The sequence below is a fragment of the Paludibacterium yongneupense DSM 18731 genome (assembly GCF_000422925.1).
GTDB classification, from domain to species: domain Bacteria; phylum Pseudomonadota; class Gammaproteobacteria; order Burkholderiales; family Chromobacteriaceae; genus Paludibacterium; species Paludibacterium yongneupense.
Genome location: NZ_AUGZ01000004.1, coordinates 362,454 through 389,037, shown reverse-complemented (window position 1 = coordinate 389,037; position 26,584 = coordinate 362,454). Strand labels below are relative to the sequence as shown.

The 26,584-nt window shown below is 60.8% G+C and carries 24 protein-coding genes and 1 tRNA gene; 6 read left to right on the top strand and 19 right to left on the bottom strand.

All coding sequences use genetic code 11. The features are described 5' to 3' along the window. Positions 1–122 precede the first annotated feature (122 nt). Entirely contained in the window at positions 123–1,247 is a 1,125-nt protein-coding gene (locus G520_RS0101900) for a M14 family metallopeptidase (RefSeq protein WP_028534193.1), read from the top strand. A gap of 85 nt (positions 1,248–1,332) precedes the next feature. On the opposite strand, the gene G520_RS0101895 is transcribed toward G520_RS0101900, so the two are convergent. Beyond that, on the bottom strand, positions 1,333–1,638 hold the full coding sequence (locus G520_RS0101895; RefSeq protein ID WP_028534192.1) for an H-NS histone family protein: 306 nt from the start codon (positions 1,636–1,638) through the stop codon (positions 1,333–1,335). Positions 1,639–1,752: 114 nt separating this feature from the next. Next, positions 1,753–2,766 carry a CAF17-like 4Fe-4S cluster assembly/insertion protein YgfZ gene (ygfZ, locus tag G520_RS0101890; RefSeq protein WP_028534191.1) on the bottom strand — a complete coding sequence of 338 codons (1,014 nt, stop codon included), beginning with the start codon at positions 2,764–2,766 and terminating at the stop codon, positions 1,753–1,755. Between the two features lie 286 nt (positions 2,767–3,052). Between ygfZ and G520_RS0101885 the strand changes: the two genes are divergently transcribed. Then, a tRNA-Asn gene (locus tag G520_RS0101885) sits at positions 3,053–3,128 on the top strand. A 679-nt stretch (positions 3,129–3,807) separates the two neighbouring features. Here the strand turns inward: G520_RS0101885 and G520_RS0101880 are convergent. The 5 genes from G520_RS0101880 to G520_RS0101860 form a co-directional block, all read right to left on the bottom strand. Beyond that, on the bottom strand, positions 3,808–4,245 hold the full coding sequence (locus G520_RS0101880) for an RrF2 family transcriptional regulator (protein WP_028534190.1): 438 nt from the start codon (positions 4,243–4,245) through the stop codon (positions 3,808–3,810). A 67-nt stretch (positions 4,246–4,312) separates the two neighbouring features. Further along, complete coding sequence (locus G520_RS0101875) at positions 4,313–5,503, bottom strand: NnrS family protein (RefSeq protein ID WP_028534189.1); 1,191 nt, start codon at positions 5,501–5,503, stop codon at positions 4,313–4,315. A 4-nt stretch (positions 5,504–5,507) separates the two neighbouring features. Then, entirely contained in the window at positions 5,508–6,563 is a 1,056-nt protein-coding gene (locus G520_RS0101870; protein WP_156876828.1) for a hypothetical protein, read from the bottom strand. A gap of 2 nt (positions 6,564–6,565) precedes the next feature. Beyond that, positions 6,566–6,880: a metal-sulfur cluster assembly factor gene (locus G520_RS0101865; protein WP_028534243.1), complete on the bottom strand. Its 315-nt coding sequence runs from the start codon at positions 6,878–6,880 to the stop codon at positions 6,566–6,568. A 144-nt stretch (positions 6,881–7,024) separates the two neighbouring features. Further along, positions 7,025–7,960 (bottom strand): DMT family transporter, encoded by a 936-nt coding sequence (locus tag G520_RS0101860; RefSeq protein WP_028534187.1) that lies wholly within the window; start codon positions 7,958–7,960, stop codon positions 7,025–7,027. A 94-nt stretch (positions 7,961–8,054) separates the two neighbouring features. Between G520_RS0101860 and G520_RS0101855 the strand changes: the two genes are divergently transcribed. From G520_RS0101855 to mscL, 3 genes are all read left to right on the top strand, one after another. After that, positions 8,055–8,978, top strand: a complete 924-nt coding sequence (locus G520_RS0101855; RefSeq protein ID WP_028534186.1) for a LysR family transcriptional regulator — start codon at positions 8,055–8,057, stop codon at positions 8,976–8,978. A 120-nt stretch (positions 8,979–9,098) separates the two neighbouring features. Further along, a complete protein-coding gene (locus G520_RS0101850; protein WP_028534185.1) occupies positions 9,099–9,971 on the top strand; it encodes a DMT family transporter in 873 nt (290 codons plus the stop codon). Between the two features lie 73 nt (positions 9,972–10,044). Continuing rightward, positions 10,045–10,524 carry a large conductance mechanosensitive channel protein MscL gene (gene mscL / locus G520_RS0101845; RefSeq protein WP_036664991.1) on the top strand — a complete coding sequence of 160 codons (480 nt, stop codon included), beginning with the start codon at positions 10,045–10,047 and terminating at the stop codon, positions 10,522–10,524. A 37-nt stretch (positions 10,525–10,561) separates the two neighbouring features. On the opposite strand, the gene G520_RS0101840 is transcribed toward mscL, so the two are convergent. Together G520_RS0101840 and G520_RS25315 are read right to left on the bottom strand one after the other, a co-directional pair. Then, positions 10,562–12,355 (bottom strand): methyl-accepting chemotaxis protein, encoded by a 1,794-nt coding sequence (locus G520_RS0101840; RefSeq protein ID WP_028534183.1) that lies wholly within the window; start codon positions 12,353–12,355, stop codon positions 10,562–10,564. Between the two features lie 123 nt (positions 12,356–12,478). Further along, complete coding sequence (locus tag G520_RS25315) at positions 12,479–12,874, bottom strand: DUF1289 domain-containing protein (protein ID WP_281424688.1); 396 nt, start codon at positions 12,872–12,874, stop codon at positions 12,479–12,481. Between the two features lie 60 nt (positions 12,875–12,934). Between G520_RS25315 and G520_RS0101830 the strand changes: the two genes are divergently transcribed. Beyond that, positions 12,935–13,231 carry a hypothetical protein gene (locus G520_RS0101830; protein WP_156876827.1) on the top strand — a complete coding sequence of 99 codons (297 nt, stop codon included), beginning with the start codon at positions 12,935–12,937 and terminating at the stop codon, positions 13,229–13,231. 308 nt (positions 13,232–13,539) lie between these two features. On the opposite strand, the gene malG is transcribed toward G520_RS0101830, so the two are convergent. The 10 genes from malG to G520_RS0101780 all read right to left on the bottom strand — a co-directional run bounded on the left by malG (position 13,540) and on the right by G520_RS0101780 (position 26,402). Continuing rightward, positions 13,540–14,430 carry a maltose ABC transporter permease MalG gene (gene malG / locus G520_RS0101825; protein WP_028534180.1) on the bottom strand — a complete coding sequence of 297 codons (891 nt, stop codon included), beginning with the start codon at positions 14,428–14,430 and terminating at the stop codon, positions 13,540–13,542. Positions 14,431–14,442: 12 nt separating this feature from the next. Further along, a complete protein-coding gene (gene malF / locus G520_RS0101820; RefSeq protein ID WP_051228827.1) occupies positions 14,443–15,963 on the bottom strand; it encodes a maltose ABC transporter permease MalF in 1,521 nt (506 codons plus the stop codon). Between the two features lie 56 nt (positions 15,964–16,019). Next, positions 16,020–17,216 carry a maltose/maltodextrin ABC transporter substrate-binding protein MalE gene (malE, locus tag G520_RS0101815; RefSeq protein ID WP_028534178.1) on the bottom strand — a complete coding sequence of 399 codons (1,197 nt, stop codon included), beginning with the start codon at positions 17,214–17,216 and terminating at the stop codon, positions 16,020–16,022. Between the two features lie 38 nt (positions 17,217–17,254). After that, positions 17,255–18,358, bottom strand: a complete 1,104-nt coding sequence (locus G520_RS21130; protein ID WP_036664989.1) for an ABC transporter ATP-binding protein — start codon at positions 18,356–18,358, stop codon at positions 17,255–17,257. Between the two features lie 3 nt (positions 18,359–18,361). Beyond that, a complete protein-coding gene (locus G520_RS21125; protein ID WP_246542747.1) occupies positions 18,362–20,038 on the bottom strand; it encodes an alpha-glucosidase in 1,677 nt (558 codons plus the stop codon). Between the two features lie 36 nt (positions 20,039–20,074). After that, a complete protein-coding gene (locus G520_RS0101800; protein WP_028534177.1) occupies positions 20,075–21,370 on the bottom strand; it encodes a maltoporin in 1,296 nt (431 codons plus the stop codon). Between the two features lie 327 nt (positions 21,371–21,697). Next, complete coding sequence (locus G520_RS21120; RefSeq protein ID WP_036665078.1) at positions 21,698–22,711, bottom strand: substrate-binding domain-containing protein; 1,014 nt, start codon at positions 22,709–22,711, stop codon at positions 21,698–21,700. A gap of 232 nt (positions 22,712–22,943) precedes the next feature. Further along, complete coding sequence (locus G520_RS0101790) at positions 22,944–24,047, bottom strand: glycerol dehydrogenase (protein ID WP_028534176.1); 1,104 nt, start codon at positions 24,045–24,047, stop codon at positions 22,944–22,946. Positions 24,048–24,188: 141 nt separating this feature from the next. Further along, positions 24,189–24,677 carry a GNAT family N-acetyltransferase gene (locus G520_RS23790; protein ID WP_051228824.1) on the bottom strand — a complete coding sequence of 163 codons (489 nt, stop codon included), beginning with the start codon at positions 24,675–24,677 and terminating at the stop codon, positions 24,189–24,191. Positions 24,678–24,746: 69 nt separating this feature from the next. Then, on the bottom strand, positions 24,747–26,402 hold the full coding sequence (locus tag G520_RS0101780) for a glycoside hydrolase family 13 protein (RefSeq protein WP_036664987.1): 1,656 nt from the start codon (positions 26,400–26,402) through the stop codon (positions 24,747–24,749). Between the last annotated feature and the right edge of the window lie 182 nt (positions 26,403–26,584).

Here is a 26,584-nt window from a genome sequence, read left to right as displayed (position 1 = left end):
TTTGCCCTAGCGGTGACAGCCGTTGCACTTCGATTGCCCGCCTTTTGTCCAAGCACGTGGATGGCCGGCGCAGACAGCGTTACAATCCCGTCTTACGCTTCATCCCTCTACAGGTTTCGCGCATGAGAATCAGCAGTCATTTTGACGCCGGCAGCATTGAAATCGTCGCCATGAACAGTTTCGATGATATTCAATTGCGCATCCGCCGCGACAATGCGTCAGACTTTGCCCAGTGGTTTTATTTCCGCCTGCAAGGCGCGGCTTACCAGCCATGCACCCTCAAATTTCTTAACGCCGGAGCCTGCACCTACCCGCAAGGCTTTGACGACTACCAGTTGATGGCGTCCTATGACCGCATCAACTGGTTTCGAGTGCCTGCCTCCTTCGACGGAGAAGTGATGACCGTCGAGCATGTGCCACTGGCCAACAGCATTTACTACGCCTATTTCGAGCCCTACTCCTACGAGCAGCACTTGAATCTGATCGGTCAGGCCCAGGGCTCCGGACTGTGCCAGGTGACCTGTCTCGGCTCGACGGTCGAAGGACGCGACCTGGACTTGCTCACCATAGGACATGAAGTCGAGTCCGACCTGAAGATCTGGATCATCGCGCGCCAACACCCGGGTGAAACCATGGCGCAATGGTGCGTCGAAGGATTGCTCAACCGCTTGCTTGATCCGCAGGATCCGACCTCGCGCGCCCTGCTGGACCGGGCCACGTTTTATGTCGTGCCCAATATGAACCCCGATGGCTCGATACATGGCAATCTGCGCACCAATGCGCGCGGCGCCAATCTCAACCGCGAATGGCTGGAGCCGAGCCCCGAGCGCAGCCCGGAAGTATTCCTGGTGCGGGAAAAAATGCGCGAGACCGGTGTCGATCTGTTCCTGGATCTGCACGGGGACGAGGCTCTGCCCTATGTCTTTCTGGTCGGCCGCTCTGGCGTGGAAGCAGACAGTCCGCGCCTGCATCAGCTCGAACACTCCTTTGGCCATTATCTGAAACTGGCCAGCCCGGACTTTCAGGACGAGTATGGCTATGCGGAGACGGCCAAGGGCGACTTGTCGTGGGCCGGCAACTGGGTTGGCCATGAATTCGACTGTCTGTCGCTGACGCTGGAAATGCCGTTCAAGGACAATGCCAACCTGCCGGACGATGATTACGGCTGGAACGGGCAACGCAGCCTGCGCCTGGGCGAAGCCATCCTGTCGCCGATCTACGCCGTTCTGGGTGGACTGAGAGACTGATTGTCCCGGCTGCAGTGCCAAATGAAAAAGCCCGGGAAACCGGGCTTTTTCATTTGGCACTGCAGCCGGACACGGCTTGGGATCTTCAGATCTTAAGGTCGTCCAGAGTCTTGCCTGCGGCGAGCAAAGTCTGAACCCACACCGGCTTGCGGCCACGGCCGGTCCAGGTCAGCTCGGCTTGCTGCGGGTGACGGTATTTGGCTTCGACCGGCTTGCGCACGGCAACACCCTTGCCCAGCACTTCTTCGACGCTCAAACCATGCGTACGGGCCAATTCCACGATCTGCTTCTTGGCCTTGGCTTTTTCTTCGTGCTCGCGACGCTTGATTTCGGCTTCGACGTCCGAGCGAAGCGCGATCAATCCTGCAAAATCCAGATTGGAGAGTTCCATTTAATGTTCGCCTTGAGAGTTTTATAATAGTGAGAACAGTTGAATTGAAATGGCCCCGAGAATGTCAATATGTGTAATGCACGCAACTACAGGACCAGGGCCACATGTTCAATTCTATTCATCATCTATACTATAAGGCAAGGAAAGTTTTTCCAAACGCACGCCATCCAGCCCCCGCAAAAATACGCCATCCTCCCAGCGGGATGACTGGACCACTGCCAGAGCAACACATCCAGACGTTTCACGCGACACATTCACCACTTGACCGATTGCCTGATCGGCCGATCCCGGCGAATACAGACTATCCCCGCTACTTGCCATTTCCGGAATACGGACCCGGTAAAGCCGACGTTTAACCTTTCCCAGATAATGGGTACGAGCAACAATTTCCTGTCCCGGATAACATCCTTTTTTGAAACTCACGGCACCAAGCAGATCCATATTCGCCATCTGCGGGACAAATTGTTCCACCGTCGCTGACGTCACCCAGGGAATCCCGGCATCGATATCGAGGATTCCCCAGACTTCGGCCGACACCGGAACGACATCGTCTCCCAGCCGCGCCAACACGTCGGCAGCCGCTTCTGGCGTGAGGGCCAGCATCAGCGCATCATTCGGCAGACGCAGCGCGATACCGCCATCGCGCGATGCCACGGCGCCGGATTCGAAAGGAACATCGCCCGCCGCGTTCTCGGCCGCCGCGCCGGCCAATCCCAGTAATATGCACTCGCCACCCACGACCTCGGCTTTGACTTTGGAGCGCAAAATGAACATCGACAAACGTTTGCAAAATGCCAAAGCAATATCTGAAGACACTAGAAGAAAATATGCATCATGCTGGCGCCAGATTAGCATCGTCGCCTGCATGCGACCTTTCGCCGTGGAATAACTGCTGAGCTGACTGTTCGTTTCATCTATGGCGAGAATATCGGAAGAGAATTGGCCCTGCAAAAAGGACTGTGCATCGTCCCCCGTTACCCGAATCACACTAAAGCCGTTGAGAGCACTGACAACCGCCCCATTTTTCAGCGCGCTTAGCTGTTGCTCATATTCTGCGAACCCGACAGCGGCATTACCATCGAAAACCACGCCATGTCGATTAAACCAGGCTTGCCATTGTGTATTCATATCAGATACTCACAGTTATGCGACGGGAAGGCCAACGTCGCTACAGTCATTCCACACCTGCGACACCCGCCGCAAGTCGATTGCATAGAAGCGGATCCGCCAAGTGCGGCGAAACCGGATAGATGGGGGCGACCCGGGTTAAATCAACAAAATATACACCTAACATAAGACATTACAATTCATCCACTTATAACCATTTGCGCTAACCCGATATAAAAAACAGCTTGTTTACTTACAAAAGCAATTGACAGTCCGCAGGACCGCCGGTATAGTTCAGCCCATCGATTCCCTGATAGCTCAGTTGGTAGAGCGACGGACTGTTAATCCGCAGGTCGCAGGTTCGAGCCCTGCTCGGGGAGCCACCCCATTTAAAACCCCGGTCGCCTGCGACCGGGGTTTTTTCATTTTCGCACACGCTACGGCGCAGCGGTCCATCCGGGCTTTCCTGTTGCCCCCCAGGCATGGGCTCGCTTCGCCATTCACCGCTTCAAATACGCCCCTTGCCCGCCCGGTGCTTCGGCTCTGTTCGGCGTCCGCGCCGCACTATCGCGATACCCGCCGTGCTGCCCGCCCCCCGTGCACAAGCGGGGCTTGCCTGGCCTGCCGTTCCGAAACGGCAGCCTCTGCTGCGGGGGGCACGGTCCGGTCGCCTCTCCCCTGGCTCGCCACGGGCTTGTGCTGCGGCAGCGGGACAGAGTCGGAGAAATGGGTCCAGGCCTTTGCCGGTAGCGGGCGATAAGGGGCCAGCCCGGCAGGAACGCCAGGCCGAAGCCGTCCCGCAGCGCCAGGGCGAGCACTTCGCACCTGGCACGAGGACATCGGACCGGTACCGGAAGATTGATGGAGCATGATCCAAACGGGCTGGCGAAAAGCGCCACATTTCACGTGAACGGCACGAGGGGGCAGCAGGATCGGCCGCCGCTTCGGCCTTGGTCTATCTGCGGCAGCGCAAGCCGCAATCATGGCAACCGGGATCAAATCCATCGTCGCTCGACGTCGCGCCGGGCAAACGCAGCCAACCCGGCGAAGGCAGGGGCACGGTCAGGCGAAGAGGGGAATCAAAGCAGCCATCTGTCGCGGATGACGCAACAGATCGGCCAGGGTATAGCGCGACAGGACCTCGTAAAAAGCGGCCTGCGCTTCGGCCAGGACGGTCTTGAGCTCACAGGCGGCGACGATGCGGCAATGATTGTCCTCGACTCCGAAGCACTCGACCAGCGGCTGTCCCTGTTCGGTCTGACGCACGATGGCGCCGAGATTGATTTCGGACGGCGAGCGGGCCAGGCGCAAGCCTCCGCCCTTACCGCGGACGGTGTCGAGCACCCCGATCTGGGCCAGCCGGTGCACCACCTTCATCAGGTGATTTTCAGAGATCGCATACACGTCAGCGATCTCGGCAATCGTCACCAGGCGTTCGGGATAGGTTCCGGCCAGGATCAATACGCGCAATGAATAGTCGCTAAAGCGAGTGAGGTTCATATGGTTTTAACAATATTTAATGTTATGAGTGTAATGTTCGCCCGCCCGCCGGGTCAAACCGGGTGCGTCAACCGTCCCGGCCATCGATGCGCGGGCGTGTAAGAACAGGCAGGTAGCGCACAAGATAAATTGCGAAGGCCGCACTCCAGCTCGCCGCTGCAGCCGCCATCCAGCCGATGTAATTTCCCGGCAAGGGCAGCAGCAGCGGCGCAATGCGCAGCAACAGCGAGCAGACCAGCGCACCGAAGGCTGTCTTCTCGGCCAGGCCCGCACCGATCATGCGCCCCGTGTGCCCGAGTGCCGTTCGCATCATCATCCCCAGCACCAGACACGCGAGCGCACCGACCGCCAGCAGGTGATACACAGCCACCCAGCTTGCGAATCCGCACACGGCGAAGGCGGCCAGCGTCAACGCCAGTCCGATGCAAGCGTAGCCGAGGTGCAGTATCCACAGCATAGGGAGAGAGCGCGTTCTCCAGCTCCCCCAGCCACTCAGGCGCAGCAAGTGCAGTCCGCCCGCCACCAGGCAGAGCGCGGCCCCGGGAAGCCATTGCGGCGCGATGGCAATCGCGGCGAAGGCAGCGACCGTGATCGCCGGCACGATTCTCTCCAGCCAGGGCCGGAAAGTCTGCTGCAATCCCGGAATCGCATTGCGGGTGAACATAGGCAAGATCCGTCCCGCGATCAGCGTCTCCAGCACCGTGATCAGGTATAACGCGCCATGCAGAGGACGAGTCGGATCCATCTGAACCACGCCGAGCCGCCCCAGGTGGAAGGCAAGATTACACAAGGCCAACAACAGCAACAGCACGGGCACAAAGGTGTTGCGACGATTTTTTGCACGCCACAGCAGCCGTGCAATGCAAAGGGCAAGCACCGGCAGAAAGGCCAGATCGATCGCCGCCGCCAGCGGGCCGGCCGACACGAGCAGGGCCAGACGGCCGCAGCACCAGACGGCGAACAAGGCCAGCAGGCGCGGACCGCGCGGCATGGGCAACGCCGTCCAGTTACCGACCGCAGTCAGCAGAAAACCTGCGATCACGGCCACGGCAAAGCCGTACACCATCTCATGGGCATGCCATAGCACCCCGGGCACGCCGGGCAACGCGGCTCCTCCCGCCAACTGCTGCACCCAGTAGGGGACGGCCAGCAGGGCAAACACGGCGGCGGCAAGATAGAACGGTCGAAATCCCAGCCGCAATATGGGCATGCCCACGGGAGTCGGCCGGTCGGGTTCTTCAAGTTTCAGCATCGGCATGGTTTTATTCCGGATGATGGCGCGCGCGGCGCGTCAGACTACAGAGCAGGACGAAGATGAACAGAGCGAGTGCCGCGCCGTTGAGCTCGGCGGCCAGCACGCGTCGACCGAAATCGTCCACGGCCGCGACGCGCAGCAGAAGCGAGCAGAACAAGGCAAGCAGCGGCAAATACCAGGCGGCATGAAACCGCACGCGCAAGCCGGTCAACGCCGGCACGATCACCGGGGCATGCCCGAAGACCATGGCCATGATAAAGCCGAGGGTCAGCATATGAATCGTTGCGTCACGCCACGGATCGCCCGGAACCAGGGCACCACCGAGAGCGGCGATGGCGCAGGCCGCCAGCCAGCCATAGCCGCCAAGCAGGCACAACGCGATATAGCGCGGCAAGCCCGGCAGTCGAATCGTGCGACGGGCGACATCATAGCGGACCAGCCACAGGGCCACGCCCAGCAGCGCCAGGGCAAACAGGCGCAGACCGGCTTCCAGAGCGAAAGGCGTCACCGACAGTGCCGCCACCATCACACTGACCAGCCCCACCATCGCGCGCCGCGCCCGTGGCGGCGGCGTCAGCAAGCGCGACAGTTCAAGCCGTTCCGCCGCGATGGTCAGCACCAGAAAAGCCAACCATCCCGGCAAGGCCGCGGCCGTTCCGGCACGAATCCAGGTCAGCGTACCGACCGCATCGCAGAGAGCGGCCACAACCAGCAACACCGTGAAGAGTGCAAGCTGGCGCCGCGCGAGGATCGCGCTGACCACGGCCAGCCAGAGGGCCGCCAGCGCCAGCAGCCACTGCACAACCGCCAGCGGCGCACCGGACAGCAGCGCCCCCCCGCCCGTCAGGGCGGCCAGCGGTGCCAGCAGCCCCGGCCAGCGCCCCCATGCCTTCGCGCGTTCAAGCCCGATCAGGGCGGTGAAGAAGACGGGGATCATCAATACGCCATGCCACCCCGCCTGCAGCGTGATCGCGGCCGGCATCGCCACGCCGAGACGGGCAAGCCCGGCCATGACCCCAAGCGGCAACAGACAGGCGGCGGCAAGCAGCAGAGCAAGCGGCACGATCACACCCCCAGCAAGGCACGGGCGCGCGCACTCATGCGAGAGGCATCCCATGGCGGATCGAACACCAACTCGACCCGGGCGGTAACCGACGACGGCAGCGCGGCGGCCAGGGCATCGCGCACATCGGCAAGTACGGTTTCGCTCATCGGACAGGAAGGCGAAGTCATGGTCATGCGCACAAGGACGCCCTCATCGCCGAGTGCGACCCGGTAGATGAGCCCGAGATCGACAATATTGATCCCGACCTCGGGATCGAGGACGGTTTCGAGTGCGGCAAGAATATCGGCTTCGGTCGCTGGAATAGTGGCAGGCATATCGCCCTCCCTGATTGAGGCTATAGCGGCATGGTAGCCCGCCGTCCCGCATAAAACAATATCTATAATACACCTTTAAGGGAAATAAAATGCCCCGCGGAAACGACGGCGTCGTCCCCGCAGGGCCTCAGGCCGGGCGGCCGGTCATTTGCGACTCTTGCAGACGATGACCACCCCGGTGACGACCAGCATCGCTCCGACAACCTGCATCCAGGAGATACTCTCGCCGAGGACGGTCCACCCGAGAAAAATGGTCACAACCGGCCCGAAGGTGCTGATGGATGCCGCGCGCCCCGCCCCCAGGTTGCGAATAGCCTGATTGAGCGCCCACACCGGGAATACCGTGCTGATCAGCGCCATCGCCGCGCACACGGCATACCCCTGCCATGGCATCTGTAGCGTGGTCAGCGGCTGGGTTATGGCAAAATGCAGCAATACGGCCACGCAGGCCACCAGCGTCGCCAGTGCGGCAAAGGGGGTCGCACCGACGCGCTTGATCACTTCACCGGAGCCGGCAATATACAGGGCATAGGTCACCATGCTGCCGCCGACCCAGGCCAGACCGCGAAAAACCGTGGGGCCGAAAGTACTGTCTCCGAGATCGTGCGCCACGGCCAGTCCGGCACCGGCATAAGCCAGGGCGACGGCGTACCAGACACTCTTCGGATAGCGCTTGCCGAGCCAGAGCGTGGAAATCGCCAGCACCAGGGTCGGATAGAGAAACAGAGTCAAACGTTCAAGGCCGCTCGACACATACTGCAGGCCGATGAAATCGAACAGGCTGGTCAGGTAGTAGCCAAGCAGCCCGAGTATCACGATCATGGCGACATCACGCCGCGCCATTTTGCGCAGGGTGCTCGGATTCGTGCTGATGCAGGCCATCCACAGAAAAAATGGCATCGCAATCAGCATGCGCATCGCCAGCAGCGCTTCGGCGCTTGCGCCATAGCGGAACCCGAGTTTGACAAAGATCGCTTTGGCGGAGAAGCCGGCGGCGGACAGAATGGCCAGCACAATGCCTTTATTTTTGGTGAAGGCAGGCCAGCTTAGTGATTGAGTAAGAGCAAGAATCTGTTGCATGATATCGCCTTGTTGGATACGCGCATTATGCCTTCGCAGCGTATGCCCCTCCTCTCTCATTACTGCAGTCTGATTTCGCGAAAGACGAAACCTTATGCGCCTCGATTTTGTCGACCTGCGTCTGTTTGCTCTCCTTGCCGAGACCGGCAGCCTCAGCGAGACCGCCCTGCAGCTGCCGATGGCCCTGTCCGCCGCCAGCCAGCGCCTGAAAAAGATGGAAGAGCTGTACGCGGTACGGCTGGTGGAGCGGCACTCGCGCGGCGTGGTGCTGACGCCGGCCGGCGAGGTCCTGCTGTTTCATGCCCGTGGCGTACTGGAAGCGAGTGCGCGCCTGAACGGCGAAATGGGCGACATCAGCCGCGGGCTGACGCGCGAGATCCGGCTGCTGGCCAATACCGTGGCCAGCACGGTCTTTCTTCCCGACGTGCTCGGGCGCTTCCTTGCCCGCGAACCCGACATCGACATCCGTCTACTCGAACGTCCAAGCCGCGAGATCGTCAGCGCCATCGAAGAAGGCGAAGCCGACATCGGCATTCTCGACAGCGCACTTGGCGTAGAAAGGCTGAGCCTGTTTCCTTTCGCGCGCGACCGTCTTGTCCTGGTCACCCCGCTCGACCATGAGCTCAGCCATTCCTTGCGCATCGGCTTTGCACAAACGCTCGACTACCCCTTTGTCGGATTGTCGGAATACAGCGCGATCCAGCTATTCCTCGAAGATATGGCGCGACTCAAGGGCAAGGCCCTGCGCCATCGCGTCCACACCAACAATTACCAGTCGCTGGCGGGCCTGGTCGGCTCCGGGGCCGGACTGGCCATCCTGCCGTCCCGCATCGCGCGCCGCTATGCGCCGCTGAACGCCTTGCACGTGATCGAACTGGAAGATGCCTGGGCCATCCGCGACCTCAAGATCTGCGTTCGCGATGCGGCCAGCCTGCCCGCGCACGGCCGCCGGCTGCTCGATGCCCTGCTGAGCGCCTACGACAGCGGGGCCGGCGCACTCACTCCGGCGGCCTATTGAAAGACAGCGGGCAAGACAGCTAAAACAAGGCCTTACAGTTATCTTTATTTGAAGATAGTTATTCCAATGCACCACTCGAGTGCGTACAATTCGCGGCATTACCCTTGCCCTTGCCGCATCATGAATCGAAAACCAGCCCTCTTCGCCCTCGGCGCCATCGCGCTATGGGCCCTGTTTGCCACCCTGGGAACCCAGTTGCGCAGCCTGCCCCCGTTCTTTGTCGCCGGCGCAGGCCTGTGTATTGGCAGCACGCTGTCGCTGCCGCACGCCCGGCAGTGGAAGGTGGCGCCCAACATCTTCCTCAACGGTGTTTTCGGCATCTTCGGCTATCACTTGCTGATCTTCAGCGCTTTCCGCCATGCGCCGACCCTTCAGGCCAACCTGCTCAGCTATATATGGCCACTGCTGCTGGTGCTACTGTCACCGCTGGCGCTGCCTGGCAGCCGTATCGGCCTGAACCATATACTGGGCAGCTTGCTGGGGTTCGCCGGCGCAGGGTTGATCGTGACAGGAGGGAGTCTGAACTTGGTCACCGCCGATATTCCGGGCTACCTGCTCGCTCTCGGAGCCGCTCTGGTCTGGGCCTGCTACAGCGTGTTCACGCGCCGTCTGCCAGCCTTCAACAACGCCGCGGTCGGGGGCTTCTGTCTGGCCTCGGGGCTGCTGGCCTTGCTGTGCCATCAGCTGTTCGAACCCTCCGCCATCGTCAGCACGCGTCAATGGCTGGTACTGGTGCTGCTGGGCGCGGGCCCCATGGGGGCGTCCTATCTGTTCTGGAACCGCGCCGTCACGCAAGGCGACCCGCGCCAGATCGGCGCCATGGCCTATGTGACGCCGCTGCTGTCGACCCTGCTGCTGGTGGTATGCGGGCAGGCCGAGCTCAACTCGGCGGCCACGCTGGCCATTTTCCTGATCATGGGCGGCGCGGTACTCGGAGGCGTACCCGTAAAGGAAATCGTCCGCCGTCTGGCCGGAGCGCCGGCTCAAGTGTGAGCGCCCGCGCCGGAGTGGCGCGCACAGGGCGAATTAAATAAAATGAATAATACTGAGACGCAAAGGAAACCCGATGAGCATCATCAAGGAGTTCAAGGAATTTGCCATGCGCGGCAACGTCATCGACCTGGCGGTCGGTGTCGTCATCGGCGGCGCCTTTGCCACCATCGTCAAATCGCTGGTCGAAGACATCATCATGCCGCCGATCGGACTCATGCTGGGAAACGTCGATTTCTCGAACCTGTTCCTGGTCTTGAAGGATGGCAGCAAACTCGCCGGCCCCTATGTGTCGCTGGCGGCCGCCAAGCAAGCCGGCGCGGTCACACTCAATTTCGGCCTGTTCGCCAACGCGCTGGTCAATTTTCTGATCGTGGCCTTCGCCATCTTCATTGCGGTCAAGGCCATCAACCGGCTGAAGCGCGAAGCGCCGGCCGAAAGTCCGGGTCCGAGTCAAGGCGAGTGCCCCTACTGCCTGTCACCCGTTGCGCTGCAGGCGAGCCGCTGCCCGCACTGCACGTCGATGCTGGAGAACGGAAGCACGAGCAAACCCTAGGCGCACGGCGCATCGCGCCGTGCAGTCCAGCCTGGCCTCACTGCAGCAAGGCTTCCGGCGCGAAGCCGAATCTCACACACCCCCAATGCCGGCCTTCCACCATCACCGGCAGCGAAATTTCGGACAATACCTCTCCCGTGTCGCGGGTATAGGTGTGCAACAGGAACGGCTCGGTGTTGCGCGCCGATTTGAGACCGTCCACATCGTCGAACGTGCGCTTGTCGCGGCAGAAGGGCAGATCATGCGCCGGGTCGCCGGTCGGCGCTTGCGACAGCGCCGACATATGCGTCGGCGCGTAGCCGTTGAGGTCGGTCATCACACAGAAGCGGCAACCCTCGTTTTCCGCCGCATATCTGTCGCACAGGGGCTGCAGCATTTTTTCCAGCACCCTGTCGTAGGCGGTATGGAAACGTGGGGGATGGCTGCCCGGGATCGGCTGATAGTGCTGATCGAAGACATTGACTCCCCGGCGCCAAGCCTCGCGCAGCACGGCAGCCGTCGCATCGCGCGTGGTGCGGGCTGTCGCAGCGAGGCGATCGAGCGCGCCCTCCCCCAGAATGAAGCGCGACACCAGCTCCTGCACCTGCTCTGCTGCCTCCGACAATTCGACCACGGTGGAGCCGGTCTGGCTAAGCCGGCCACGCACCAGCTGCCCGAGCTGATGGATCTCGTTAACGTAGCTGTTCACCTGGCGACTGGTGTCGGCAAAGCGCTCCATGGTATGGGCAATATCGCCCAGGCCGTTGCTGGTGGTCTCGAAGTCGCCCATCATCAGGCCGAAATGATCGGATGCGCGCGCCACCACCTCGCAGGCATCGCGCGTCCCGCGGGTGATGTCTTCGGTTTCGCTTCCGGTTTCCGCCACCAGGCTCAGCATGCCATCGATATTCAGCGAAATCTCCCCGGTCGCCACCCGCACCCGTTCGGCCAGCCTGCGCACCTCGTCGGCGACCACGGCAAAACCGCGGCCGGCTTCGCCCGCACGCGCCGCCTCGATGGCAGCATTGAGCGCCAGCAGATTGGTCTGTCCGGAGATATCCTTGATCAGATCCACGATCGCCTTGATGCTTGCCGACCGCTGATTGAGGTCGGCGACGGTGAGATTGAAATGGCCGACTTTGTGACTGATCGAGTCGATGCGCTCCGCTACGGTCTTCAACTCGAGATAGGATTCGCGCGCCATCGACAGATTCGTATTCGTGGTCTGTGAGATGCCCTGAGTCTGGCTGCTGACCTGTCCGGTCCCCTCGGTCGTCTGATTGCTGGCTTCGCGCACCTGGGTGGCTATGACATCCTGTTCTTCGGCACTGAGCAAGGACTCGCTGACGTTCTTGCGCGTCAGCGCTGACCCGAGGGCGATACGCACCGACATCAGGCGCACCGTACTGATGATCTCCCGCATCTTGCGCAAGAAGAGATTGTACGACTGCGACAGTTCGCGTATTTCGTCATAGGTAATCGTGGGGATATCGCGCGACAGATCCCCCTCGCCGGCACCGATTTCATTGAAAATCGAGATAATCCGCCGCAAGGGACGCACGATCAGATAGCGCAGATACCAGATCATGAACAAGGAGAAACACAGACAGCCGCCCCAGAAGGCAACAGTCCAGAACATCGCGGAGTCTATCTTGTGCTGCAGATCGGCAACCGAAGACGCAGACAGGGGTGCCGAGCCGAGCGCGGAACGGACATCCGATAGCACATGATAGACATAGACCACCGATACTAATTGAAAAGCACTGATAAACAAGAAACTACCGATTTTTTTGCCCAGACTGTTCCAGAATTTCTCCTCGACCAGCCGATAGCAACGCCAGAACCACTCCATCGCTCTGCTCTCCTGCTTCCGTCCATACTCGTACGGTATGTTCATCGGAAGTACAGCATTCTTACCTGAATGGCCGCACATTTCCAGCACATCAGCATAATGCTTTCAACTGACTTAAAATCTTCAATCAAGCGCTCTGCCCGCCCCTTCATCGGCAGCGCTCAGACAGCGTTCGATCGCCTGCGCCAGCGCGTCATCTGTAGTCGCAACATCGCTCGCGCCGCCGCAATCGACAAGCCAGCCCTCTTGCGATCGCCGCAGCCATACCAGGCGGCCACGCACGCGCAGCCCCCCCCACTCGCCGCCCTCGCGTTCGGCAATGTCGGCCAGACCGCCGAAACCGGAAGCGATGCGCTGCAACTCCCGCCGCGATGGCAAGCGCCCGAGTACACGCTGCTGCGCCTCGTGATTCATGACGCTCCAGTTCGCGACTTCGAGAAAGGTACGGCCGCACCCGCGACAAACATTGTCGCCAAGCCCGGTACTGCACTGTGCGATACAAGGCGATGCATTATTCATAGAGGATAGCTTTTTAACCATGAAATAAAATTGTCATTTTTCTTGACGTATGACCGAGATATGACAGATAAAGGAATTGTCATCGTTTCACCCCTGCTACCACTCATGCCACGCAACGAACCCCTGGTTTTTTTCATTCTGAAAATCGCGCATACGCTGCACATCCAGTTCGTGGAAGAGCAGAGCCTGCTCAACGAACTCAGGCGCATGGGCAAATGCGAGTATAGCGCCGAGACCGTGCACGAACACCTGCTGCTGATGCAGCAGAGCGGACTACTCAGGGCGGTCAGGCTGGCGCAGGGCAGAGTCGCCTATTCGATAGACTGGGCCGGCTTCGATTATCTCGAAAACACCTGAATGCCCTGCACCGCCTCGTATCCGCGTCCCGTTCATCAGGCCGGCGGTCTGCCTTCGGCGTTCTTCGGATTCCACCGCGCGATGCCCCCTCCGGCTGACGGCTCCCCTTTCCGGGCCGGCAGACGACGTGCACCTCCAGGCCGCCGGGATGGAGTACCGCAGTCGGTCCCGTTGCGCTTGCGCGCAAGGCATCCGGGCTGGCGCATAAAAAAAACCGGCCGGAAAATCCGGCCGGAGAAGCACATGGCCTCACCACTAGCACGCTTTGACACTCAACACTACACTTCACACTCTCGCACTCACACCACTTACCCCTTGACCCCGCCGGACGTCAGGCCACTGACCATCCAACGCTGTGCAAACACGAACACCAGCGTGATGGGCAACCCGGACAGGATCGCCGCCGCGGCGAAATCGCCCCACAGGTAATTCTGGGTATAGAGATACAATTTGGAACCGACGGCGAGCGTCAGATTCTGTTCCTGATGCAGCAGCACCGAGGCTACCGGGTACTCGATGATGGCGCCGATGAAGGCCAACAGGAAAACCACGATCAGGATGGGTACGGCCATCGGCAGCAGGACATAGGCAAACGTCTGGAAATGCGAAGCGCCGTCGACACGGGCCGCCTCCTCGATCTCGACCGGGATCGTTTCGTAATAGCCCTTGATAGTCCAGATATGGAGGGCGATACCTCCCGCGTAGGCCAGTACCAGGCTGCCGTGGCTATCCAGTCCCAGCCACGGAATATAGCTGCCGATCTGGTCGAACACCGCATAGATGGCGATCAGGGACAGCACCGCCGGAAACATCTGCATCAGGAACAGGGCATTCAGGCCAAAATCGCGACCACGGAAACGCAGGCGGGCGAAAGCGTAAGCGCTGGTCGTCGACAGCAGCAAGATCACCGTCGCGCTCATCAAGGCGATCTTGATCGAGTTCCACAGCCAGTGCAGCACAGGGAACGGTGGCTGCACGACCCGTCCGGTCGCATCGACAATGGGAAACCCCAGCGCCAGCTTCCAGTGCTCCAGACTGATGGTGTCGGGAATCAGGCTGCCGGCGGCAAAGTTGCCGGGGCGCAAGGAAATGGACAACACCATCAAAAAGGGAAACAGGGTCAGCGCCAGCAAGGCGATCAACGCCACATGCGTGAGGATGATGCGTCCGCGGTGACTTCTATCGAGCACCATAGCCATGATCGGCCTCCTTTATCGCGCCGCCGACGCATTGACGCGCGTCAGCCGCAGATTGATCAGGGATAAAATCGCCACCAGCAGGAAGATGACAGTGGAAATCGCCGCCGCCAGTCCGAAGTTCTGACCCGAATCCTGGAACGCCACACGGTAGGTATACGACACCAGGATATCGGTAGTCCCGGCAGGCACCAGACTGTCGGTAAAATCGGGCCGACCGTCGGTCAACAGCGAAATCAGCACGAAGTTGTTGAAGTTGAAGGCAAACGAAGCCAGCAGCAAGGGCATCACCGGTTTCATGATCAAGGGCAGCGTGATGCGGGTCAGTTTGGTCCACGCGCCCGCGCCATGAATGGCAGCCACTTCGTACAGGTCGGACGGTATCGCCTTGATCAGCCCCATGCACAGCAACATCATGTAGGGGTAGCCGAGCCAGGTATTCACCATCAACAGCATGATCTTGGCCAGCAACGGATCGGAGAACCAGCTCGGGCGCAGCCCGAACATGCTGTGCAGGACCATATTGATTTCACCGAAGTTTTCGTTGAACAAACCGCGGAAAATCAGGATCGAGATAAAACCGGGGACGGCATACGGCATGAACAGCAGCACGCGATACAGCGTGCGCCCCCGCAACGCTTCCCAGCTCAGCAGCGTGGCGAGCACAAAGCCGAGACAGAAGGTGAACAGGACCGACAAGGCAGCAAACAGCACGGTCCAGACAAAGATGCGCCACAGGGGGGCCTGAAACTCGGGATGCGTGAAGAGCGCCTTGAAATTATCCCAGCCCACATTGACGCTGAAGCCGGGCTCCATCGCCTCGCCGTTCGCTCCGCGGTAGACCCCTTGCACAAAGTCGGGACGGACCGACTCTCCGGTCTGATTGTTATGCAGCGTACCGTCGCTGCGGCGGCTGAACAGGGGTGACGCCTCGGAAAATTCGCGCAAACCGGTCTGCCGGTAGAGAACGGGGCTGTCCGGACGCCGCAAAACAAGCGTCTTGAGGCTGGCCTGCAAAGCGATCAGCTCGCGCAGGGAGGCCGGGGCGCCGCTGGCGGCGGCAGTCGGCTGCAAGAGAAGAGTCCGCGTCTCGCCGGTATTCAGCGCCAGTGCCTCCGTACCCCACAACTTGCCGCTGTCATCGCTTAACTGCAGGCGGAACCGGCCGCCGTCATGATAGACCTGTAGCGCCAGCGGAGCCGATCCCGTCGAGTAGGTCTGATCGAGCAAGTAGGCAGTGGCTCGCTCATAGCTGAGCAAATGGGAGGAGCTGTAATTGGTGAAACCGATGCCGACCGTATACAACGCCGGAAACACCACGAAAATCAGCACGGCGGCCACCCCCGGGTAGAGATAGCGCCAGGCGTAGGCACGTGGCGACACGAACACCCAGCCGGAAGCGCCAAGCGCGACCACGCCGGCGAGCGCCATCCAGGGGTGGCCGGCGCGGGACACCAGCCACACGAGCCAGAAGCCGAGCGCCAGCATCGACACTCCGGCCGCCCGCAAAAACCACTGTGTTTTATTCCGTAACATGCTGTCAGATTCCTTGATTTCTGCGCCGCCCCGCATTCGCAGGGCGGCCCACCACCTTAGTCGTGTGCGGCAATACGCTGCGCGGCTGCATCAAGCCCGGCTTTGACCGTCTGACGACCCTGGGTGATGTTTTGCAACGTGGTCTGCATCGTCGACCAGAAACGGCCCATTTCCGGATTGTTCGGCATCGGCGCACCGGCTTGCGCGCTTTGCATGGTGGCCCGGATATTGGGGTCGGATTTCAGCAGAGCGTAGAAAGCCTTGTTGGCGGGCACGCCCAGCGGCACATCGGCATTGATGGTCTTGAGGCCGGGCAGAGTCAGCATATAGTGCTCGATGAACTCGACAGCCAGCTCCTTGTTCTTGCTCGATGCATTGACCATGGCGCCCAGGACGCCCACAAAGGGCGCGGCCGGTCGGCCGTTGACGCTGGGGATAGGCGCCACGCCAAAATTGATATGGCTCTTCTTCAGGTTATCCCAGGCCCACGGGCCGCTGATCATCATCGCGATACGGCCCTTGTTGACGCCGGCATCCATGTCTGCATAAGAAGCGCCCTTCGGCATCGCGCCACTATTGATCAGCTTCATCAGCGTATTCACGCCGGCCACGGCTCCCGGGGTATTGACGCCGACGGCCTTCGCATCATAGGTGCCGTCAGGCAGGCGCTTGAACGGATAGGCTCCGCCCGCCGCCAGCAGCGGCCAGGTAAAATAGGTGTTGGTGTAGTCCCACAGAATGGCCTTCTTGCCTTTGGCCGCCAGTTTTTTATCGAGCGCGGCGACTTCGTCGAAGGTCCTGGGCGGAGTCGGCACCAGATCCTTGTTGTAGATCAGGGCGACCGTCTCGATGGAAATCGGATAGCCCCAGGTCTTGCCCTTGATCGTGAACGCTTTCCAGCCGATGGGATCGATTCCGTCGCGAACGGCCTTGCCCGGATTGACAGGAGACAGCAAGCCGGCCGACTGCCATTCGCCGAGGCGGTCGTGCGGCCAGATCCAGATGTCCGGCCCCTTGCCAGCGGCGGCGGCCTGCTGGAACTTGCCGGCCGCGTCTTCAGGGCGCTCGACGACCACTTTGATGCCGGTATCCCTGGTAAAACTTTCCCCGACCTGCGCCAGGCCGCGATATCCCTTGTCCCCGTTGATCCAGACCACCAACTCGCCCGAAGCGGCCATGACCGGCGCAGCGGTAAAAGCGCCGGCGACAGCCAGGGCAACCATGCTTGCGAAACAGCGACGTGTAATTTGCATGTTACGACTCCTCGTGCTAGCAAAATTATGACGATTGATTATACGATCGTCGGATAAAGGCGACGGAAGGACAAGCCATCTGCGCGGAATAAATGCCCGTTCTTCGGATCGAAACACAGCGAGCAGCGATCCCACGGCACGATCTGCTGCAGCGGCGGAATGCGGGCGGCGATCGGGACCTCGGCGCCCGAGGCCTCCAGGTACAACACCGAGGTATCGCCGAGATGTTCGGTCGTAACTGCCATCGCCTGCAAAACGTTGCCGGCGTCGCACAAGGTGATGTGCTCCGGACGGACGCCCAATGTCACGGCATCGCCAAGACTCGCGCCGCTCGCGTCGACCGCGACCTGCAGCCGCTGCCCGTCGGGCAGGGCAATCGTCGCGCCCTGTCCGTCGAGGGCGGCCAGCGTGCCCGTCAGGAAATTCATCGACGGCGACCCGAGAAAGCCGGCGACGAACTGGTTGGCCGGCTGATGATAGAGCTCGTTCGGCGTACCGACCTGCTCGATACGGCCGGCGCGCAGCACCACGATGCGATCGGCCAGGGTCATCGCTTCGACCTGATCGTGCGTCACATAAATCATGGTGGTCTGCAACTCGCGCCGCAGCCGCGCGATCTCGATACGCATCTGCACCCGCAGGGCCGCATCCAGATTGGACAAGGGCTCGTCGAATAAAAAGACGCCAGGACGCTGCACGATAGAACGGCCTATCGCCACGCGCTGACGCTGTCCTCCCGACAGATCTTTGGGACGACGCTGCAGCAGGGCCTCGATCTGAAGGACTTTCGCCACCTGCTCGACCGCCGGCGTGTACTCGGCCTTGCTCTTGCCGGCCAGCTTCAGGCCAAAGGCCAAATTTTCGAATACCGACATGTGCGGATACAAGGCATACGACTGGAACACCATCGAAATACCGCGTTTGACCGGTGGCAGTTCGTTGACGCGCACGCCGCCTATCTTCAGCTCGCCGGCACTGATATCCTCCAGGCCGGCGATCGTGCGCAGCAAGGTCGACTTGCCGCAACCGGATGGCCCGACAAAGACGACGAACTCGCCGTCGGCAATATCGAGGTCGATACCGAAAAGGGTTCTCACGGGACCGAAGTCCTTGACGATCCCGCGCATATTTACTGCTGCCATGTTTCAATCTCCGTCCGAGGGCACCGCACCCTCCGCCATGGCGATTTCGCCGAACCAGCCTCCCCAGGCTTCAAGCGCGAGCTCTTGCCCTTGCACTACCCCGCCATCCAGGCCGTGCCCGGCAAGCTCGCACACGGGCTCGGGCAATGACACGCGGCACGCTTGCGCACTCAAATTGAATACGCAGAGCAGCCGCCCGCGCCGGTAAGCGAGGACATCGGCTCCGAGATCGAGGAAACGGATCGTCTCATCGCGCAACTCGGCATGTTGCGCGCGCCAAGCAATGAATTGTCGATAAAAATGCAGCAGCGATGCCGGCTCGCTTTCTTGAATGTCGACGGCGCGCTGCAAATGCTCTTCCGGCACCGGCAGCCAGGGTTCGATCGGGCTGAACCCCCCGTGCACCGCATCGCGGCGCCAGGGCATGGGGGTACGGCAACCGTCACGCCCCTTGAATTCGGGCCACATGGCGATGCCATAGGGATCGTGCAACTGCGACAACTCGAGATCAACCTCCGGCAGTCCGAGCTCTTCGCCCTGATACAGGCATACCGACCCGCGCAAGCTCATCAGCATTGCGGCGACAGTGCGCAAGAAGCGGGGATCGTCGGTATTGCGGCCCCAGCGCGTCAACACCCGCACCGAGTCGTGATTGCCGGTGGTCCAGCAGCCCCAGCCGTCGCCGATCTCCGCTTCCAGCTCTTCGACCTGGCGCCGGATATGGGCAGCCGAGAACTCGGCAGTCAGTAAATTAAAGCTGTAAGCCATGTGCAACTTGTCGTTGCCGGAGGTGTACGCCGCCATCAGACTCAGGCTGCGATCGTCGCCCACTTCGCCCAGGGCAATGGCGCCGTAACGATCGAGCAGCCCGCGCAAGCGCCGCAAGAAAACCAGATTCTCGGGTTGTGACTTGTCGTGCCGGTGGGACTGAAAGCTGTAGGGATTATCCGCGCCCACGCTGGCGGTGTCGCGGACTTGAGCGACCGGATTGTCGCGCAGCAAGGCATCGTGAAAATGGAAGTTGCACGCGTCGAAGCGCATTCCGTCGACGCCGAGCTCCAGCCAGAACCGGACCTCGGCCAGAATCGCCTCTTGCACTGCGGGCGAGTGGTAATTCAGATCGGGCTGGTTGCTAAGGAAGTTGTGCAAGAAGTATTGCCGACGACGGGTATCCCACTGCCAGGCGGAACCGCCGAACACGGACAGCCAGTTATTGGGGGGCGTGCCGTCGGTCTTGGGGTCGGCCCACACATACCAATCGGCCTTGTCGTTATCGCGGCTGATGCGGCTCCGGGCAAACCAGTCATGCTGGTCCGAAGTATGCGACAGCACTTGATCGATCATCACCTTCATCCCGCGCGCATGCGCTTCGGTCACCAGAGAGCGAAAATCGTCCAGGGTACCGAACAGCGGGTCAACGGCGCGGTAATCGGAGATGTCGTAACCGTAATCTTTCATCGGCGACAGGAAGAACGGGCTGACCCAGATTGCGTCCACTCCCAATGTCGCGACGTACTCGAGATGTTGAACGATCCCGGTAAGGTCGCCCACCCCATCTCCATTGCTATCGGCAAAGCTGCGCGGGTAAATCTGGTAGATTACCGCCCCGCGCCACCATGCATTGGTGTCCATCATCATCCAAACCTCGGGAAACCGGCGCAAGGCCGGATCGTTGCTCAAAAACCGGGTTCCGCGAACCCGGCCCTTACATCATGATCACCACCAGGCTTCGACCTGGGCGCCAATCGTCTTGCCCGAGAGCGTGCTGCCGAAGGCGCCGGTCGTCGACATCGAACTGCCGGCATCGGCCGCCAGTTGCGCCGCACGATTCCACTTGGCGTAGGTGCCGTACAGACGCAGTTGCGGGCGAGCCCAGAATTTTTCGTCAGGAGAAATCAGCAAGGCCAGGGTGGTCTTGCTCAGGGTGCGGGTATCGCCATTCTCAGGTTTGACCACATCGAACCCCTGTTCCAGCGCGATGCCCAGATGCTTGGTGAATGCATATTCTGGACGCGCACCGAAGGCATACCAAGTCTGCCCGTTCCCCGCAGCCGGCTTTTTCTTCTCCATCACGCCGACGGCCATGCCGGAGAATTTGCCCGATTGCCACTGCAGCTGTTCAACGATGCGGTAGGTCTTGTCCGACTTGTCGGCGTTCGGATTCGGATAACCATAGCTGCTGGCGATGTCGCCCTTCTGGAATTGCAGAGCCAGGGTATTGAAACCGCCGAGTACGCCGCCTTGAGTATGCATCGCATTCAGTGCAAAACCATTGGTCGAGCCATTCGCGGTATCGTTCGTCACCTTGTTGGCATGACGCAGATCCAGCCCCAGGGTCAGTTCGCCGCCCGGGTTGACCTTCAAACCGCTCCAGCGCGCGTCCAGACCGCTGATGCCGAGGGTGTGATCCATGCCGTCGGACGAGGTATTGCCACTGTCGTAAGTGTTCTGACGCCATGCCAGGGCCAGGCGGCCGACACCGACGTCGATGTTTTCGAGGCCGGCGCCAGGGCCGGAGTTGTCCCAGAAGTAGTAGTCGATGATGTGGACATCGTGGCGGTCGTAGAACCGCTTGCCGACCCAGGCCACCGTATCGCCGAGGCCGAAGTTGGATACCGTGCCGTAAGTTTCACGCATGGCGAAATTGCTGTTCGGGTTCTTGGAGCTGCTGGAACCTTCCCAGTCCTGCCACTGCGATGCCGACACGGCGAGACGCGTATTCAGACGGAACACGGCGCCGGAGGCCTCCGCATCCTTGTACAGGTTGGCGCCGATGGCCAGTTCGCCGTAGGTTTCGCACTCGTTGCCCAAGCGGAACTTGGAGCTGGCCCCCGCCAGCTGGAAGCACTGCTGCGAACCGCCGCCACCGACCGCGGTACCGATACCGCTACGCAGGTAGCCGTTCACATCGAAGGGCAGACTTTGCAGCAGGCCGTCCGCCGTCGCCGGCGCACTGCCGGCGACGGCGGCGACGGCAGCCACTACGAGCGCACATTTTTTTATCTGAGCCATTTCCACTCCCTGGTCCTATCTCGTTCCCAACGTGCCGCCAACTGCGGCCAATTGACCGTAAAGTTTTGCGAACACACCATAAAAGCACATCCCAAACCGGTTTGGTTTTTGTTCAAACCGGTTTGGTTAAAACGATGATAGTCCAGTGATTCTCAGATGGCATGTGTTTCATGAAAAAAGCGCATGAGTCGCTATGCCCGTTGCAACATTTACGCAACAAAACATAGGAGAAATTAGCGGTAATTAACAAAAAAACAGCAGAAAATATCTGAAAAACAAGATGTTAGATCGAGCCGCTTAGCCTGGGCCAAACCGGCTCGGGTCAGATCAAGAAACGAGGCGGGTCGTGCTATTGCCTTCTGCCAGCAAGGGTTCCCACAGGCAGGTCAGGTCGGCTGGGGCTCTGCCGGCGAGCCGGTCGAGCATCAGTCGGGCCAGCATATGCCCGGCATGGCGCGGCTGCGGCTGCAGAACCGCACTGATATTGGTCTCTTCACCATGAATGCTGGGCAGGCCACCGAAAACGATGACGGAAATGTCATGGCCGGCGCGCAAACCTGCATGACGAAGACATTGCATGACACCGACGGCAGCGACGTTGTTATCGACCACCACTGCCGTCGGCGGCTCGGCCAGAGCGAGCAGGCGCTGCATCGCTTCAACCCCGTACTGCGGGGTCAAGTCGCCCTCGACCAGATAGTCGGCGGGACAGACGATGTCGCCCTCGGCCAGCCCGGCCAGAAAACCGGTGCGCCGCTGCGCGGCAAAGTTCAACGCAAGCGGAGCACTGATCGAGGCGATGCGGCGATGACCGAGCGACAGCAGCCGTTCGACGGCAAGCCGCATGCCGACTTCGTTGTCGTAGTCGAACCAGGGGTAAGGCTGCGCCAGATTGCTGCGCCCGTGCGCGACGAAGGGAAATCCCTTTTCCTGCAAAAACTGCAATCTCGGATCGACCACCAGCGTCCGCGCCACGACCAAGCCGTCGACCCGCCCCGCCGACACCACCCGCTGGTAGGTGTCCATCTCGTTCTCGCGCGAGGCGGACACAATCACCAGATCCAGCCCCGCTTCGCCCAGTCCTTCGGTCAGACCGGCGATGATATCCAGAAAGACCGGGTCGCCGAGGTCGGTCGGCTCGAACGGATAAATGACGCCGATGCTGTCGGTGCGCCCCGTGGCCAGACGCCGGGCAACGGTATTGGCACGATAACCGTGCTGCGCCGCCGCTTCGCGCACCCGCTCGCGCGTTTCGGCACTGACCTCGGGAAAGCCGTTCAACGCACGGCTGACCGTCGTCGGCGACAGCTTCAGCAAGGCGGAAAGTTGACGAAGATTCATGACTACACCAAACCAACAGTTGATCAAAGCCGTGATGGCAAAGCCCGCGCCGCGGCACCACAATGCCATTAAAGTAAAAAATCACGACACTGTATTCTTATATTGCACATTACTGTGCCGACAAGTGACGCGACAGACAAGCAGATTTCGCACCCCGAGGCTAGAGCGTCTCCTGAACAACGACAACAGCCCGCCGTGCAAGCACGGCGGGCTGTTGCTAGAGGGCGGCCGATCAGCGCAACGTTCGGCGCCGACGCCCTTCCGCATCGGCGCAGCGCAGTGCGGCCAGCACCATTGCGGGCGTGACAGCTCGCGGCTCGTTATGAATCGTCTCGCCCGGAGCGCACGCCTGCTCCGCCGCACGCATCAAGTCGGCATCGCCGATGCTGTCCAGACCGATTTGCGCGAGCGTCGTCGGCAGGCCGATGCTTTCGCAGAAATCGTAGACGGTCGCAATCAGCGCCGGTTCGCGATCGGTCAGCATCAGCATGGCCAGGGTTCCAAATGCCACCTTCTCGCCATGCCAGTAGGCATGCGTCTGCTCCAGCGCCGTCAGTCCGTTATGGATAGCATGGGCGGCAGCCAGTCCGCCGCTTTCGAAACCCAAACCGGAAAGCAGGGTATTGGCCTCGACCACGCGCTCCAGCGCGGGCGTTACCACATGCAATTCGCACGCAGTCCGTGCGAGTTGACCGTATTCAAGCAAGGTGTCGTAACACAAACGCGCGAGGCCATAAGCCGACATCGGGCCCGGTCGCGCAGTCATATTGCCGGCGCCACGAACCCGGCAGTCTTCCGCCTCGAACCAGGTCGCCATCGCATCGCCCATGCCCGAGACCAGAAAGCGAACCGGCGCATTGGCCACGATCTGGGTATCGACCAGGACCAGATCGGGGTTGCGCGGCGTCACCAGATAACGCTTGAATTCGCCATGCGCACTGTAGATCACGGCCAATGCGCTGCACGGGGCATCGGTCGAAGCCAGCGTCGGAACGATGGCGACGCGCACGCCAAGGGCGGCGGCCACGGCCTTGGCCGTGTCCAGCGACTTCCCGCCGCCTATGCCCACGATCACATCGGCTTTTTCGCGCCGCGCCACCGCCAGCAGGCGATCGATCTCCTCATCGCAGCACTCGCCGCCGAATACCTCGGCTTTGCAGGAGAGCGAGGCCTGCGCCTGCAGCACCGCACTCAGCCTGCGATGCAGCGTTTCATACACGAAAGGATCTTCCACCAGCAGCGCCGTGTTCCCCAGGCGGGCAAGTTCTTCTCCCAATGCGTCGAGCGCATCGGCGCCCTGCACATAACGGCTAGGAAAAATTGCAGTAGTGATCATGATTCTGGCCTCTGAAAACGCAAAGATGCGAAATAGCGACGTCAACCAGCCAAGCCGCCGACGTGTCTGGATTCATTCTAGCGCCGACCACAGAAATTTACGCACGAAACAAACAAACTTTCGATCGAAAATTAATCTCGATCAACGGCCCGCTGTTTCAATCAGCCCGCCCTTCCAGATCATCGGCAGCGAATCGCCATTGGCATCCGCATCGCAAAAATCAAAGCCCAGCTTGCGATACAAGCGGATCGCCACGCGATTTTCGCGGTATACATTGAGGGTCACCGCCGCCACGGACAAGGCCAGCGCCTGAGCCAGCACGGCCCGCAGCAGACGCTCGCCGACACCCTGTCCGCGCAGGTGCGGATCGACAATGACGCGCGCCAGATGGGCACGACCGTCGCGCTCGACGATCTGCGCCAGGCCCTGCAGCGCCCCGTCATCGACCAGTGCGTAAACCCGATGCTCCGCCGCCTGTATCGTTTCCCAGACTTCAGCCGCCGACGCGCCCCAGCGCAATTGCGGGCCGCCCCACAGGCGCATGGCAGCGGGCGACGGCAACCAGCCCAGGGCACTAGCGAGATCGGAGAGCGTGGCAAACTGCAGGATGGGAGGGCGGGACGAAACCATGAGCGCAAAATGAATCCGGCAAAGAATCCCAGTCTGCCACGATCATGCACACAGGTAAAAGCCGGTTCGTCAATCAGCGTCCTCGCACCGGAAAGCAAAAATAAACGACTCATAGGGCTGCAAACTCACGGTCTGCCCGAGACGTTCGCGCGGCGCATAGTTGCTGATCAGGCTCTCGCCGTCCAGGTCGCGCAAGGAAACCGGCAAAACGCATTCAACGCACTGCCCGCTGAAATTACTCACCACCGCCAGCGCCTGCCCACCCAGGCGCCGCAGATACGCGAAAACCTGCGCATGCTCTTCAAGCAACAGGACAAAATCGCCGTAGACCAGAAGCTCGCTTTCCTTGCGCAGCCGTATCAAACGCTGATAGTGGAAAAAAATCGAGTCCGGATCGTTCAGCGCGGCCTCGACATTGATCTGCGCGTAATTCGGATTGGCTTGCAGCCAGGGCCGGACATGGCTGAAACCGCCGTATGCGGCACCACTCCATTGCATGGGAGTCCGTGCGTTGTCCCGACCGTTCTGATAGATCCCTTTCATCATCTCGGCCGCCGGCATGCCGGCGGCGGTGCGCTCGCGATACAGGTTCAGGGATTCAAGGTCGCGATAGTCCTCGATCGCGGGAAAACGCACATTGGTCATGCCGATTTCTTCGCCCTGGTAGACATAGGGCGTGCCTTTGAGTCCGTGCAGCGCGGTGGCCAGCATCTTGGCCGATTCGACCCGGTAGCGACCGGGGTCGCCAAACTTGGACACCGCGCGCGGCAGATCGTGGTTATTCCAGAACAGGGAATTCCAGCCTTCGCCGTCGAGCGCCGTCTGCCACTTGGCCATGCAGCGTTTGAACGCGGGCAGATCGAACGGCCGCGGCTTCCATTTTCCCGCTTCCGGATCGAAGGTCTGACTGATATGTTCGAACTGGAACACCATGGACAACTCGGCACGGGCTGGATCGGAATACTGTTTTGCGATCGCGGGCGTGGCGCTCCATGCCTCGCCCACGGTCAATACGTCGCGGGAACCGAAAGTGGCCCGGTTCATCTCCTGCAGGATGGAATGCAACTCCGGGCCGTTGCTGGTGATGCCTCGATCGACCTGTTTGCCGAGCAGATCGACCACATCCATGCGAAAACCGCCGATCCCGCGTTCCAGCCACCAATTCATCATGCGATACACCTCGCGCCGCAGACCGGGGTTTTCCCAGTTCAGGTCCGGCTGGCGTCGCGAGAACAGATGGTAGTAATACTCGCCGCTGGCCTCGTCCCATTGCCAGGCGCTGCCGCCGAAATAGGAGCGCTGTGCATCGGGCGGGCTTCCATCTGCGCGCGCAGGGCGCCAGATATAGAAGTCGCGCAACGGATTGTCCCGTGTCTTGCGCGCCTCGATGAACCAGGGATGCTCATCCGAGGTGTGGTTGACCACCAGATCCATCAGGATGCGGATGCCGCGCCGCCCGGCTTCGGCGATCAGCTCATCCATCTCGGCCAGCGTCCCGAATTCGGCGGCGATGTTCTGGTAATCCGAAATATCGTAGCCGTTGTCGTCCATCGGGGACTGATACACCGGTGACAGCCAGATCAGTTCGATCCCCAATCCGGCAAGGTAGTCGAGTTTGGCGATGATGCCGGCCAGGTCTCCGACCCCATCGTCGTTGCTGTCATAAAAGCTGCGCGGGTACACCTGATACACCACGGCGTGGTGCCACCATTTTTTCTGCTGCATCGTAAGCCTTCCAGGCAATGCCCGAGCGCAGGGCGCGCACAATGATAAAATCGGACGATGCAAAAAAGCTTAACCCCAGACACGGAAAAGACTCAACGGCCATCGCGCCGGCCCTGCCGCACTAGAGGATAGAAAATCCGGATTCACGACCGCCCGGCTGGCAAGAACAGCGCGGGAACACA

Excerpts from the sequence above, each read along its gene's own strand:
- G520_RS0101900 (WP_028534193.1), top strand. The coding sequence starts at position 123 with ATGAGAATCAGCAGTCATTTTGACGCCGGCAGCATTGAAATCGTCGCC.
- G520_RS0101895 (WP_028534192.1), bottom strand. The coding sequence starts at position 1,638 with ATGGAACTCTCCAATCTGGATTTTGCAGGATTGATCGCGCTTCGCTCG.
- ygfZ (WP_028534191.1), bottom strand. The coding sequence starts at position 2,766 with ATGAATACACAATGGCAAGCCTGGTTTAATCGACATGGCGTGGTTTTC.
- G520_RS0101880 (WP_028534190.1), bottom strand. The coding sequence starts at position 4,245 with ATGAACCTCACTCGCTTTAGCGACTATTCATTGCGCGTATTGATCCTG.
- G520_RS0101875 (WP_028534189.1), bottom strand. The coding sequence starts at position 5,503 with ATGCCGATGCTGAAACTTGAAGAACCCGACCGGCCGACTCCCGTGGGC.
- G520_RS0101865 (WP_028534243.1), bottom strand. The coding sequence starts at position 6,880 with ATGCCTGCCACTATTCCAGCGACCGAAGCCGATATTCTTGCCGCACTC.
- G520_RS0101860 (WP_028534187.1), bottom strand. The coding sequence starts at position 7,960 with ATGCAACAGATTCTTGCTCTTACTCAATCACTAAGCTGGCCTGCCTTC.
- G520_RS0101855 (WP_028534186.1), top strand. The coding sequence starts at position 8,055 with ATGCGCCTCGATTTTGTCGACCTGCGTCTGTTTGCTCTCCTTGCCGAG.
- G520_RS0101850 (WP_028534185.1), top strand. The coding sequence starts at position 9,099 with ATGAATCGAAAACCAGCCCTCTTCGCCCTCGGCGCCATCGCGCTATGG.
- mscL (WP_036664991.1), top strand. The coding sequence starts at position 10,045 with ATGAGCATCATCAAGGAGTTCAAGGAATTTGCCATGCGCGGCAACGTC.
- G520_RS0101840 (WP_028534183.1), bottom strand. The coding sequence starts at position 12,355 with ATGGAGTGGTTCTGGCGTTGCTATCGGCTGGTCGAGGAGAAATTCTGG.
- G520_RS25315 (WP_281424688.1), bottom strand. The coding sequence starts at position 12,874 with ATGAATAATGCATCGCCTTGTATCGCACAGTGCAGTACCGGGCTTGGC.
- G520_RS0101830 (WP_156876827.1), top strand. The coding sequence starts at position 12,935 with ATGACAGATAAAGGAATTGTCATCGTTTCACCCCTGCTACCACTCATG.
- malG (WP_028534180.1), bottom strand. The coding sequence starts at position 14,430 with ATGGCTATGGTGCTCGATAGAAGTCACCGCGGACGCATCATCCTCACG.
- malF (WP_051228827.1), bottom strand. The coding sequence starts at position 15,963 with ATGTTACGGAATAAAACACAGTGGTTTTTGCGGGCGGCCGGAGTGTCG.
- malE (WP_028534178.1), bottom strand. The coding sequence starts at position 17,216 with ATGCAAATTACACGTCGCTGTTTCGCAAGCATGGTTGCCCTGGCTGTC.
- G520_RS21130 (WP_036664989.1), bottom strand. The coding sequence starts at position 18,358 with ATGGCAGCAGTAAATATGCGCGGGATCGTCAAGGACTTCGGTCCCGTG.
- G520_RS0101800 (WP_028534177.1), bottom strand. The coding sequence starts at position 21,370 with ATGGCTCAGATAAAAAAATGTGCGCTCGTAGTGGCTGCCGTCGCCGCC.
- G520_RS21120 (WP_036665078.1), bottom strand. The coding sequence starts at position 22,711 with ATGAATCTTCGTCAACTTTCCGCCTTGCTGAAGCTGTCGCCGACGACG.
- G520_RS0101790 (WP_028534176.1), bottom strand. The coding sequence starts at position 24,047 with ATGATCACTACTGCAATTTTTCCTAGCCGTTATGTGCAGGGCGCCGAT.
- G520_RS23790 (WP_051228824.1), bottom strand. The coding sequence starts at position 24,677 with ATGGTTTCGTCCCGCCCTCCCATCCTGCAGTTTGCCACGCTCTCCGAT.
- G520_RS0101780 (WP_036664987.1), bottom strand. The coding sequence starts at position 26,402 with ATGCAGCAGAAAAAATGGTGGCACCACGCCGTGGTGTATCAGGTGTAC.